We start from the raw sequence: 12,421 nt of genomic DNA, 5'->3' as shown, positions 1-12,421 counted from the left end.
GGCCATGGACAAACCCGTAAAGCGCCAGTCCGGCGGCGGAATGCGCAGCATGTCGGCTCGCCTCGCTCGTTCGCTTACCGGCGGTCGAGTGAAGGTGAATCCGGTGCTGGACCCGTTGATGTCCATTCACCGCAAGTTTCATCCCAAGGCCGATGCTGATTTGCTCAATCGCGCCTATGACACCGCGGAGCGGCTCCATGAGGGTGTCTTTCGCAAATCCGGAGAGCCGTATATCACCCACCCGCTCGCCGTGGCGACGATCGCGGCGGAGATCGGTATGGACACCACCACCATCGTGGCAGCACTGCTGCACGACACCGTGGAGGATACGGACTATTCGCTAGAGGACCTCACCCGAGACTTCGGTCCGGAGGTGGCTCGCTTGGTCGATGGCGTGACCAAGCTGGACAAGGTGGCACTGGGGTCGGCCGCAGAGGCCGAGACCATTCGTAAGATGATTGTCGCCATGGCCACCGACCCCCGAGTCCTGGTCATTAAGGTCAGCGACCGCCTGCACAATATGCGTACGATGCGGTTCCTTCCACCCGAAAAACAGGCTAAGAAGGCGCGGCAAACCCTCGAGGTTATCGCGCCGCTAGCTCACCGACTCGGCATGGCCAGCGTGAAGTGGGAGCTGGAAGATCTGTCCTTTGCCATCTTGTATCCAAAGAAGTACGACGAGATCGTGCGCATGGTGGCAGATCGCGCCCCCTCGCGCGATCGCGCGCTCAAGGAGATCATTAGCCAGGTCAGTGGGGCGCTGAAGGAAAACGGCATTGAAGCCGAAGTTATGGGCCGCCCAAAGCACTACTGGTCCATCTATCAAAAGATGATCGTACGCGGCCGCGACTTTGCAGAGATTTTTGATCTAGTGGGCATCCGCATCCTAGTCGAAGACGTCAATAGCTGTTATGCCGCAATTGGCGTGGTTCACTCGATCTACCAAGCTCTGCCCGGGCGCTTTAAGGACTATATTTCTTCGCCGCGATTTGGCGTCTATCAGTCGCTGCACACCACCGTGCTGGGCAATGGTGGCGCGACGCTAGAGGTCCAGGTACGCACCCACGAGATGCACTACAACGCCGAATTCGGCGTGGCCGCTCATTGGCGCTATAAAGAAACCAAGGGCAAGAACTCGGGCCACCAAGAAGAAGTGGACCAGATGGCTTGGATGCGCCAACTTCTGGACTGGCAGAAGGAAGCTGCCGATCCGAACGAGTTCCTCGACTCGCTGCGCTACGACCTGACCGCCAAGCAAATCTTCGCCTTTACCCCGAAAGGCGATGTGGTGAACCTGCCTGCCGGTTCAACTCCGGTGGACTTTGCCTACGCAGTACATACTGAGGTGGGGCACAGGTGTATCGGCGCCAAGGTCAATGGCAAGCTCGTCGCGCTTGAATCGAAGCTAAAGTCCGGCGACAAGGTGGAAATCTTTACCTCCAAGGATCCCAATGCTGGTCCGTCCCGCGATTGGCAGGATTTCCTCGTGTCCGCTCGCGCCAAGACCAAGGTGCGGCAGTGGTTTGCCAAGGAACGCCGTGAAGAACACTTGGAAGCCGGCCGCGATGCCTTGGCGACCGAAGTCCAGCGCGGCGGCCTGCCTATGCACCGCCTGTTTACCGCCAGCTCCATGAAGCAGGTAGCCGAGCAGCTGCACTACGCCGACGTCGATTCGCTGTATACCGCCATCGGCGCGGGCCACGTTTCTGCTCAACACGTGGCCAACCAATTGGTTGCCATGTTCGGCGACCAAGACGATGCCATTGACACCCTGGCCTCGCGCACGCCACTGTCTGAGATTGAGCACTCCCGCGCCCAACACACTGAAGACTCGGCATCGGGCACTGGCATCTTGGTGGAAGGCAGCCCCGATGTGATGGCAAAGCTTGCCAAGTGTTGCCAGCCCGTGCCGGGCGATGCCATTTTCGGTTTCGTTACCCGCGGCGGGGGAGTCTCCGTGCACCGAGCCGACTGCACTAATGCGGAAAAGCTCAAGGCAGAACCAGAGCGCATGCTAGAGGTGGCCTGGTCTTCTGGGACCTCCGCAACGGGCGCTTTCTCGGCGACGCTGCAATTGGAAGCCCTCGACCGTCAGGGCCTCCTTTCGGAGCTCACTCGGGTAATGAGCGATGAGAACATCAACGTTTTGACCATGAACTCTAATCGTGGCGATGACCATATCGCGACGGTAAGGTTCACATTCTCCGTCTCGGATACCAAGCAATTGGGAACCTTGATGACCACACTGCGCAATACCGAAGGCGTCTTTGACGTTTACCGAGTAACCGCCTAAGGCGCTGTGCCCCCACCCTCAAGGAGGGGCGGGGCAAGCAACGCGAAGGCATCGGGGAGGTTACCTGTGTGTGAATTCTTGACTGCTGCAAGGTAAAACTCCAGCAAGCAAGCTTAATTTCTCCTGCCAAGTAGTTAGCAAAGCGATATAAATTATCCTGTCGCTTTCTACTATCTAGGAGTACTTCAATGCAGTTCCGTCGCATCGGCCAGCTCGTGGCCGCCACTACTGTTTCCGCTGTTGCTCTCTCCGGCGCGCAGGCGGTAGCACAGGAAACTAAGACCACCATCTCCGTCACCAATATCACCGATATTCACGGTCACTTGGAAGACAAGATTGGTGACCCAGCCAAGGCCGGCGATGAGATCGGCGTAGCTCGTCTGCAGACCCTCATTAAACAGGTAAATGAGGGGCAGGAATTCAACCTGACCTCCTCGGGCGATAATGTGGGTGGCTCCGCCTTCGTCTCTGCAATTTCTGATGACAAGTACACCCTTGAGGCTCTCAATCAGATGGGCATGAAGGTGTCAGCAGTGGGCAACCACGAGTTCGATAAGGGCACCGAGGATCTCACCGAGCGCATTCAGCCGAGCTCCACGTACCCCATCCTGGGTGCAAACGTGCTTAAGGATGGCCAACCCTTGCTCAAGCCTTCTCACGTTGAAGAGGTGGACGGCGTCAAGGTGGGCTATGTCGGAACCGTGACGGAAAATACCAAGTACAAGGTATCCGCGGCGAAGATCCCGGGCGTTACCTTCACGGACCCAGTAAAGGCAACGAATGAAGAGGCCACCCGGCTAAAGGAATCCGGCGAAGCAGACGTTGTTGTCGCCCTTTTCCACGAGGATGCCCAAGAATATGCCGAGGGCTTCAATAAAGACGTAGACGTGCTCTTCGGCGGCGATACTCACCAGCGCACCAAGGGCGAAGTCCCGCGCGAAGGCGCACTCCCATTGCAATGGGCGCAGGGTCATGAGTATGGCAAGCTGCTTAATGACGTCGACATTACCTTTGACAAGTCCGCCAAGAAGGTAACCGACATCAAACTCAGCCAGTACGATGCTACGGCTGCTGCCGCTGTTGAGCCGGACGCCGAGATTGCGGCCGTCGTTGAGAAGGCACAGAAGGAAGCCGAGGTTGAAGGTTCTAAGACTGCCGGCAATGTGAAGCAAGACCTGTTCCGTGGCTCTGACGAAGGCGCAGAGGCAGGCTCCAACCGTGGCGTAGAATCCACCCTCAATAACTTCATCGCAGAAGGCCAACGCTATGCCATGAGCAAGCAGGTAGGCAAGGATATCGAGATCGGTGTGATGAACGCCGGTGGTGTGCGGGCCGACTTGAAGGGTGGTGACGTTACCTACAAGGACATCTTTGAGGTGCAGCCGTTTGGCAACTCCGTGATTACCGCAAAGATTTCCGGCGAGGAGTTCATCAATGCTTTGGACAACCAGTGGCAGGAAGGCAGCCGTCCACGCCTGGCCATGGGCCTTTCTAATAATGTTCAGGTTGTCTACGACCAGAAGGCCGACCAGGGCGAGCGCGTAAAGTCCGTGACCATCAACGGCGAGCCAATTGATCCGAAGAAGGATTACTCCATTGCCCTGTCTTCCTTCCTTGCTTCCAGTGATGAAGAAGCAGGCGGTGACGGTTACTTCAACGCTGGTTCCATCAAGGACAAGAACGATGTGGGCTACATGGACACTCAGGCTATGATCGATTACATCAAGTCGGGTGAGTCTGAGGTTCGCACCGGCCAGGGCCAGATCGGTGCACACATTGAGGGGGACGTGAAGCCGGGTGAAGAAATCACCGTCAATCTATCTAGCCTTAATTACTCCACCGAGGGCGAACCGATGGCCAAGAAGGCAACCGTGAAGTTGGGCGACGCTGAGGAGACCGTCGACATCGACAATGCTGCGCAAGAGGGCGATGCGCAATTTGGTGAGCGCGGTCGCGCAACGGTAAAGCTCACCGTTCCAGAGAACCTGAGCGGTACCCAGAACCTAGAAATCACCACCGACGCTGGAACTAAGGCAACTTTGCCACTCGAGGTAAGCGGCGAGGGCTCCGAAGAGCTGGGAGCTAAGCCTGAGCCGAAGGGCTCTTCCTTGTCCTCCAACGGCTCTTCCGTGGGCGGCGCAGTATTTGCCATCGTTGCAGCGCTGGTAGCTGGCGTTGCGGTAGTGGGCATGAACCCGCAGATTCTTCCTGCCCCAGCTCGCAAGATGATTGAGGACCTGCGCAAGCAGTTCCACATCTAGGACACCACAACGCAAGGCGGAGCGGCTCTTCCTGAACGGGGGAGTGACGCTCCGCCTTTTCTGTATGTCTCGCGGCTGCCGGGTAACCTAAGCAGTCGTGGATACTCTAGAACTCTTCCTCCGCGAGATTACTTATCAGCTGGGTATTGAATGGCACCGTATTCCCGTTGTCGTGCTGGCGACTTTGGGTATCTACCTATCCTTCATGGTTTTGGTGAAGGTATTTGGCTCTCGCGTACTTACGTCCATGACGGCCTCAGATGCCATCATCATCATTATGTTTGGCGCGGTTGCAGGCCGTGTCATTGTGGGTAATCCACCGACCCTGGCCGCCGGCGTCATCGGCTTGACTACCCTGATGGCTCTAGAGGCCGCGTTTGGTACTATCCGCAAAGTGGTGAAGTGGACTCGCTTTCTTGACCGGCGCCCAATTCTCCTAGTCTTTCGCGGGAAGATGGTTGAGGATAACTTAACCCTGGCACATATTACTAAGTCAGATATTTATTCTGCTGCCCGCAAGGCAGGCATTAGCCGCATGCAGGACGTCCAGATTATGATCCTTGAGCCCACGGGCCATATCTCTGTCATCAGGGTCGGTCAAATAATCGACCCAGAGCTTTTCAAGGATCTCGTAGGGGCCGAGTACATTGAGGACGCCAAAGAGTCCTAGATGAATCTCTAGACCTGGAAAAACAAGCGTCGGGCAATACCTCCGATTGCTCAAAAGCCTATGAAAAAGCCGCTGCACTCCCTATCGGAATGCAGCGGCTTAAGAGTCGCTATGAAGCGGTGACCTTATTTGTTGCCGAAAGGCAGGTCGAAGTACTTGTTTGCGAATGCGAACAGGGTGCCCAGCGCGCCGATGACAGCGGTGAAGACGCCGATCCAAGCCTTGATGTCGTCTGCCTTCTCCTTGGAAGTGCGGGTGTCTTCCTTCTTGGAGTCGTCAGCCTTGGACTCGCCTTCCTTGTCGCCAGCGTAGTTGTTGTCGGCGGAGGAGGAGTTGAACAGTTCCTTAGCTACGCCGGCGACCTCGGAAGAGGAACCGTTGGTGGTGTCCTCAGCGTTAGCAACGGTCGTGCCTGCGAAAGCGACGGACAGAGCGGTTGCGCCGGCAACGAGTGCCTTGCGGGAGAAAAGCTTCATTTTTGATTCCTAACAAGCTTGGTGTGTTCAAAGACGTTTCAAATACTAGACAGGCTGACAGGCTTCCGCAACAGTATTGGCAGGTTTTTGTTTACTTGCTGAAATATTTGAAAGTCTGCTGCGTGCTGCATGTTTACTCATGGGTCTAGTGTGAAATTGGGGAATTCTAGGGGCTTAGTGTTTCTGCAGCTGAAGGCTCATATCCAGGCTCAGGTTAAATTAAGGAAACTAAAAGCCCCGGCGCGTTTGCTCGCTGTGAAAGGGACAAATGCGCGGGGCTTAATCCCCGCCCCCGTTAGGGGGTGGGGAGGTGGCTAGGGGGAGGCGTCGCCAAGCAGGGCTTTTCCGCCGCTTAAGCCTTGACGGTTGCCTTCTTAATCTTGACTTCCTTTGCTGGCTTGCCATCTGGCTGGCCGCCTTCGACGCCGTTCTTGGCAATCTTATCCATCGTCTTCATGCCTTTGTCGGTGATGGTGGCGAAGTAGGTGTAGCTCGGGGCCAGCTCAGAATCGTCGTAGTTGAGGAAGAACTGGGAACCATTGGTGTCTGGGCCGCTGTTGGCCATGGCGACGGAGCCGCGCGGGTAGACAACAGGGTTCTGTGCGTCCTTCTCGTCCACCTCGTCGGTGGGGTACTCATCGGGGAAGCTGAAACCAGGACCGCCGGAACCGGAACCGGTTGGGTCGCCACACTGCAGTACGTTGAGTCCGCCTGAGGTCATACGGTGGCAGACGGTGTCATCGTAGTAGCCCGACTTGGCCAGCTCAGAAATAGCGTTGGTGGTACACGGCGCCTTGGCGCGGTCCATTTCCATCTCAATGGTGCCCTGGTTGGTTTCAAAGGAAACGGTGACGGTGCCCTTGGTGGAAATATCCTTGCCGTTGGGCTTCTTTGCGCCGTTGGATTCTTGCCCGTTGTCCTCATACTTACAGGTCACAGTATCCGGCAGGGCCTTAGCGCGCTTGTCAGCGATGGGCTGCGCCTGTGGGGTTTCCTGCGAGGTCTCAGCTGCGGAAGACTCCTCAGCCTGTACGTTTTCATCGTCGCCTTCGCGGGTGGACAAGAAGTAGATGCCGCCGACGAGGGCGAGAATTACTACGAGGGAGGCGGCAACAACGCCGAGCGGGCGTGCCTTTTGCTTGCGTTCGCGGGATTTCAGCTCGCGCTCGAGCTTGCTCAGCGCCTCTTCGCCGCGCTTTTGATTATTTGGCACCGGGAGTCAACCTTTCTAGCGATTATCGGTGGCATGATTCAACCTGACCGATTCTAGCGGTTGGATACTCTCGTGAGGGCGTCGGCATGAAAATAGGACAAGTTAATAGTTTTTAAGCCCAATCATAAGTACTCTGGTTTCTATGGTTGAACCAGATTTCTCCGATCCGCCAACGCCCACCGTTGGTGAACTTCCCGCAGTGGGAGACCCGCTGCCCGAATTTGAACTTATCGGTACCGACCTGCGTCAGATTACCAATGAGACTTTTGCGGGCACGCGCCTTATTATTTCCATCTTGCCCTCTATCGAAACCCCTGCCTGTCAAGATCAGCTGCGCCGTTTTCATGAGCAGGTTTCGCAGCTAGATAACACTAAGCTTCTTTCCGTTTCTCTCGATTTGCCCTTTACCCTCAAGCGCTTTTGTGCGGCTGACGGTATTGATGATGTCATCGCTGCCTCCGCATTTCGCTCTGACTTTGGTGAGAAGTTCGGCGTGACTGTGCGCGATTCCGTCCTGGAAGGCCTGCTTGCCCGCTCCGTGGTGGTGGCTGATGAAAACCACAAGGTGATCCACACCCAAATGGTTCCAGGCGTGGTAACCCAGCTTGATTACGACAAGGTTTGGGATATTATGCGCTAAGCCTTCAGGCGGTTGCCGGCCTCTACTCATCCAGAAGATGGGGGAGACCGGCTCTTTTTCATGTGGGCAGCTAGGGTAGTGGGTATGGAAACTTACGGTTTTACTGGTGGTCCGTTTCAGACGAATACCTATGTAATTGCGGAAGGCCGCCGCGCCTTCATAGTCGATCCCGGCATGGATGCAGCGGGAAAAGTCCTTGAGCATGACTTGGACTATGAGGCCATCGTGCTCACCCACGGCCACATTGACCACACCCGGGATGCCGGCACCCTGGCGGCAGAGCTCGACATCCCTGTCTATATTCATCCCGCTGACAAGTTTATGCTCGACAGCGGCGAAGGAGTCTCACCCCAGGCGCAAGAGCTTTTCGACGCCGCCCATATGACCCCCATCTCCGACCTCCGCGAGCTCCATGACGGCGAAACCGTGGAGCTTATCGGCCATACCTTTGAGCTCAAACACGCGCCCGGGCACTCGCCGGGATGCGTGATGATCGTCTCCGAGGACTTTGCCCTCACCGGTGACGTGCTTTTTGCAGGGGCCATTGGACGCACCGACTTACCTCACTCGGACCCTAATGCCATGCAAAAATCTCTTGCCGGCCCGGTGTGGAGTTTGGCAGACAACCTAGACATTCTGCCCGGCCACGGTCCCACCACCACCATGCGCAAGGAGAGGGCGACCAATCCCTTCTTCGCAACATTGAGGGAGGTACTGTAATACCCGTGAGTAATAAGAAGCAGTTCCAAGCCCTGTCCGCCCCCAAAGGTGTCCCAGACTATTTCCCGCCGCAGTCGTCCGCATTTTATAAGGTGCGTCAGACCATGGTGGAGCAGGCACATCTCTCCGGCTTCCAGCACATCGAGCTGCCGATTTTCGAAGACACCGCGCTCTTTGCCCGTGGCGTGGGCGAGTCCACCGACGTGGTGTCAAAAGAGATGTACACCTTTGCTGATCGCGGCGACCGCTCCGTAACTTTGCGTCCGGAAGGTACCGCCGGCGTAATGCGCTCGGTGATCGAGCACAATCTGGACCGCGGCCAGCTGCCCGTGAAGCTCAACTATTTTGGTCCGTTCTTCCGCTATGAGCGTCCCCAGGCTGGCCGCTACCGCCAGCTACAGCAAGTCGGTGTAGAAGCTATTGGCGTGGACGATCCTGCGCTAGACGCCGAGGTCATCGCTTTGGCGGATCGCTCCTTCCGCGCGCTGGGGCTTAGCGGCTTCCGCCTTGAGCTCACCAGCTTGGGCGATCGCAATTGCCGCCCGGCTTACCGTGAGAAGCTGCAGGAATTCCTCTTTAAGCTCAACTTGGATGAAGAAACCCGCCACCGCGCAGAGATCAATCCTTTGCGCGTACTGGATGACAAGCGCCCGGAAGTCCAGGAGCAGCTTGCCGACGCCCCCTTGATGCTCGACCACCTCAATGACGAATGCCGTGAGCATTTTGAAACCGTTACCGGCATGCTGGACGATATGGGCGTAGCTTACGAGATTAATCCACGCATGGTCCGTGGCTTGGACTACTACACCAAGACCTGCTTCGAGTTCGTCCATGACGGACTTGGAGCGCAGTCCGGCATCGGCGGCGGTGGCCGCTACGACGGGCTGATGGCCCAGCTAGGAGGCCAAGACCTGTCTGGTATCGGCTACGGTCTGGGTGTCGACCGCGCCCTGCTGGCGCTGGAGGCTGAGGGCATTACCCTGGATGGCGTGGAGTCCCGCGTGGACGTCTTTGGCGTTGCACTGGGTGCTGCCGCCAAGCGCACCATGACCACTCTGATCAATGACCTCCGCAAGGCCGGAATCTCTGCGGATATGTCCTTTGGAGACCGCGGCCTGAAGGGCGCGATGAAGGGCGCCGACCGCGCCGGTGCACGCTTCGCGCTGGTCTTGGGTGAGCAGGAGCTAGAAAATGGCACGGTTGCGCTCAAGGACCTTGCCGCCCATGAGCAGCACGACGTAAAGGTTTCTGACCTAGTATCCGTACTTGCTCGGGAAATGCACGTCGAGGCATAGATTTCTTTGGCCGGTGGGCATCGCGCTTAGGCGCGGTGCCCACTTTTTATGCCCGCCAAAAAGAGGTCAATTATCTTTTCCTGAATATCCGGCTGGTAGGTCTCAATATCAACCTCGCGGGGTCGCGCCAGGCTAAGCAGTCCCACAATGAATTCGAGGTGGGTGACGCCGGGGCCAATATCGCCTTGCTCTTGGCCTAGCTCAATAAACCGTCGGCCGTTGCGCTCTAGGAGGTCGCGCTGGGCGGTTAATTCAGGGCTAAGAGCGTCCAAATCCTGAGGGACGAACGCAGGAATGAGTGTGTTTAGTCCCATGGTCAGGATATGGGTGGCGTAGGTCCGGACGTAGTCTTCTCCAGAATGCGTGGAGTTTTCAAAGTCCGCGATGAGGCGCTGTTGAAACTTGGCAAAGGCATCACCCATATATTCCGCGCACGCGCGGATAAGGCTCGCGCGGTTGGGGAAGTTGCGATAGACCGTAGCCACACTTACGCCAGCCTGTGTAGCCACTTTTTCCAAAGCGACATCATCGCCGTGGGTACGAAAGAGCTGGCAGGCCGCAGCGATAATGGCGGTGCGGCGGTGAAGGGCATCTGCGCGCATGGAGTCTTTTTTAGCACTCCACCTGCGAAACGCTAAAGCCCATGGTCTTGGCCAATCCGCCCAGGGAGGTCTCCTTGTACTTAGAGAGCATATCGCGGCCGGTTTCAGCCATGGTTTGCACCGCATTATCCAAGGTCACGTGGTGAGTGCCTTCGCCCATTTTGGCCATGCGCGCGGCGTTGATGGACTTTACCGCGCCGATGGCATTGCGCTCAATACACGGAATTTGCACCAATCCGCCCACTGGGTCGCAGGTAAGGCCCAAATTATGCTCCAAAGCAATCTCCGCGGCGTTTTCCACCTGGGCTGGGGCTGCCCCCAGCAGCTCAGCCATGCCTGCGGCGGCCATAGCGGAGGCAGACCCCACCTCGCCTTGGCAGCCAACCTCGGCTCCGGAGATGGACGCATTTTCCTTGATAATCATGCCAATGGCACCGGCGGTCAATAGGTACCGACGGGCAGTGGAACGGGTGAAGTCTGCGCGGAAATCGCGCGCATAATGCAGTACCGCTGGAATGATGCCGCACGCGCCGTTGGTAGGTGCGGTAATGACGCGGCCACCGGCAGCGTTTTGCTCATTAACCGCCAAGGCGTACAGGTTAACCCACTCCATGGCGGAGAAACCGCAGCTGGTATTGTCTTGGTTTTCTAGCAACTGGGCATACATCTTCGGGGCACGGCGTGCCACACGCAGGCCACCTGGAAGAAGGCCCTTGGTGGAAATACCCTCGGTCACACACTCACGCATGATGTCCCAGACCAAATCAAGGTGGCGCAGAACGTATTCCGCTCCGCCTTCATCGCGGTGCAAGGCCTCCTCGTTGGCGAGGACGAGCTCCCAAATTGCTTTGTCATGAGCCTCGCAGAGGTTGAGCAATTCTTCGCCCGTGGTGAACTTATAGGGAATGGAGTCATCTACATGGGCGGCGGCTACGCCGGCAGGAACCTCATTGCTTTCGGCGACTTCCGCATCGAGCTCGGCGCGGGAGAGAATAAAGCCGCCGCCGACAGAGAAGTACTCCTCCTTCTCTGCGAGGAGGTTGCCGCTGTCATCCCAGGCGCTAAAAATCATGCCATTCGGGTGCTGGGGCAGCGGTTCGTTATCAAAGACGATTTCATAGTCCACCGTGCCCCGGGGGCCAGAAATGGTTCCCTCACTCGGGATAAAGCCGCCCGCGTGAGGTTCGGCGTCGATAGGCACGCTCAGCGGATCCCAGCCGGCGAGCCCAAGGATGACGGCGCGATCGGAAGCGTGGCCACGGCCAGTGGCGGAAAGTGAGCCGCGCAACTCCGTATAGACCTTAGCTGGGTGCTTCTCTAAGGAATCGAGGAATTGCCTAGCCGCGCGCATGGGTCCAACGGTGTGCGAAGAGGAAGGGCCAATGCCGATGGAGAAGATGTCCGTGACGCTAATTGTCATAGTTAAGCTGTGCCGAACCTTTCTGAAAGGATAGCTATCGGGTGCTTGCTGTACCGCTATTGCGGTCAAAGCTGGACCTAAAGGGTAGAGGCAGATTTTATGTGACCAGGGTAGCGAAAGTCACACCTTCTATCAATCGCCGTCTATGCGTAGCACTGCTAGCGTTGTCGCTTATTCGCCGTACCCATTCAGGAGCTTGTCAAGGGGGATGAAGTTCTCCTTTGCTAGCCGGACGGTGGAGCGGCCTCCCAGCCCGGTGAGATCGCCGGCAATTCCGGACACCCTGTCCTGCGGGGCAACTATCTGGTCAGCCAGCTGGATGGCAGAGCGCTCAATGCGGGCAGCAATGCGCTCACCTTCCGGAGTGCCTAGATCTTCTGTGGCCTGAAACACGCCCGTCGGCACGACGTTTGCGTGGAGCTGGTTAAATAGCGGGCGCAGTGCGTAGTCCAAAATGAGGGCATGGCGTGAAGAACCAGCCGTAGCTGCGATGATGGTGGGTAGGTTGTCGAGGCCATGGGGCTCCAAGGTGTCAAAGAACGTCTTGAAAAGGCCCGAATAGCTGCCTTGGAATACAGGGGTGACGGCGATCAGGCCATCGGCATCGGCAACTTGCTGCTTGGCTCGAGCCAAAAGGGGCGTTTGCGCAGTCTGATCGGTCATGGCGGTGGCTAATTCGAAAGCGAGATCGCGAACCTCAATGACATCGATTTGGGCTCCTTCACCGCGCGCAGAGATTTTGGCGCGCGTGGCTTCTGCGAGCATGTCAGCCAGCCTGCGAGAAGAAGACGGCTGCGAAAGGCCAGCTGAGATAACGAGTAGGGAGCGCAT

General features: G+C 57.2%; 11 protein-coding genes. 6 read left to right on the top strand and 5 right to left on the bottom strand.

All coding sequences use genetic code 11. The annotated features are described in order from the left end of the window. Window positions 1-4: 4 nt before the first annotated feature. From QP971_RS02440 to QP971_RS02430, 3 genes are all read left to right on the top strand, one after another. Window positions 5-2,293, top strand: a complete 2,289-nt coding sequence (locus tag QP971_RS02440) for a RelA/SpoT family protein (protein WP_198493150.1) — start codon at window positions 5-7, stop codon at window positions 2,291-2,293. Between the two features lie 188 nt (window positions 2,294-2,481). Then, complete coding sequence (locus tag QP971_RS02435) at window positions 2,482-4,554, top strand: bifunctional metallophosphatase/5'-nucleotidase (RefSeq protein ID WP_284787018.1); 2,073 nt, start codon at window positions 2,482-2,484, stop codon at window positions 4,552-4,554. Between the two features lie 97 nt (window positions 4,555-4,651). Further along, window positions 4,652-5,224: a DUF421 domain-containing protein gene (locus QP971_RS02430; RefSeq protein ID WP_284787019.1), complete on the top strand. Its 573-nt coding sequence runs from the start codon at window positions 4,652-4,654 to the stop codon at window positions 5,222-5,224. Window positions 5,225-5,349: 125 nt separating this feature from the next. Here the strand turns inward: QP971_RS02430 and QP971_RS02425 are convergent, their stop codons facing one another. Continuing rightward, window positions 5,350-5,700 carry a hypothetical protein gene (locus QP971_RS02425; RefSeq protein ID WP_269953022.1) on the bottom strand — a complete coding sequence of 117 codons (351 nt, stop codon included), beginning with the start codon at window positions 5,698-5,700 and terminating at the stop codon, window positions 5,350-5,352. Window positions 5,701-6,052: 352 nt separating this feature from the next. Then, window positions 6,053-6,913 carry a peptidylprolyl isomerase gene (locus QP971_RS02420; RefSeq protein WP_284810776.1) on the bottom strand — a complete coding sequence of 287 codons (861 nt, stop codon included), beginning with the start codon at window positions 6,911-6,913 and terminating at the stop codon, window positions 6,053-6,055. A gap of 142 nt (window positions 6,914-7,055) precedes the next feature. Between QP971_RS02420 and tpx the strand changes: the two genes are divergently transcribed. From tpx to hisS, 3 genes are all read left to right on the top strand, one after another. Beyond that, window positions 7,056-7,553 carry a thiol peroxidase gene (gene tpx, locus QP971_RS02415; RefSeq protein ID WP_284810774.1) on the top strand — a complete coding sequence of 166 codons (498 nt, stop codon included), beginning with the start codon at window positions 7,056-7,058 and terminating at the stop codon, window positions 7,551-7,553. Window positions 7,554-7,637: 84 nt separating this feature from the next. After that, window positions 7,638-8,273 (top strand): MBL fold metallo-hydrolase, encoded by a 636-nt coding sequence (locus tag QP971_RS02410; RefSeq protein WP_284810772.1) that lies wholly within the window; start codon window positions 7,638-7,640, stop codon window positions 8,271-8,273. Window positions 8,274-8,278: 5 nt separating this feature from the next. After that, window positions 8,279-9,568, top strand: coding sequence for a histidine--tRNA ligase (hisS, locus tag QP971_RS02405; protein WP_049378253.1), 1,290 nt, complete (start codon window positions 8,279-8,281; stop codon window positions 9,566-9,568). Window positions 9,569-9,594: 26 nt separating this feature from the next. On the opposite strand, the gene QP971_RS02400 is transcribed toward hisS, so the two are convergent. The 3 genes from QP971_RS02400 to QP971_RS02390 form a co-directional block, all read right to left on the bottom strand. Then, window positions 9,595-10,170 carry a TetR/AcrR family transcriptional regulator gene (locus QP971_RS02400; protein ID WP_284787026.1) on the bottom strand — a complete coding sequence of 192 codons (576 nt, stop codon included), beginning with the start codon at window positions 10,168-10,170 and terminating at the stop codon, window positions 9,595-9,597. Between the two features lie 10 nt (window positions 10,171-10,180). After that, entirely contained in the window at window positions 10,181-11,590 is a 1,410-nt protein-coding gene (locus QP971_RS02395; RefSeq protein ID WP_049378251.1) for an L-serine ammonia-lyase, read from the bottom strand. Window positions 11,591-11,761: 171 nt separating this feature from the next. Continuing rightward, window positions 11,762-12,421, bottom strand: coding sequence for an FMN reductase (locus tag QP971_RS02390; RefSeq protein WP_049378250.1), 660 nt, complete (start codon window positions 12,419-12,421; stop codon window positions 11,762-11,764).

The sequence above is a fragment of the Corynebacterium marquesiae genome, assembly GCF_030229635.1.
Lineage (GTDB): Bacteria > Actinomycetota > Actinomycetes > Mycobacteriales > Mycobacteriaceae > Corynebacterium > Corynebacterium marquesiae.
This window is presented reverse-complemented; position numbering and strand designations above follow the sequence as displayed.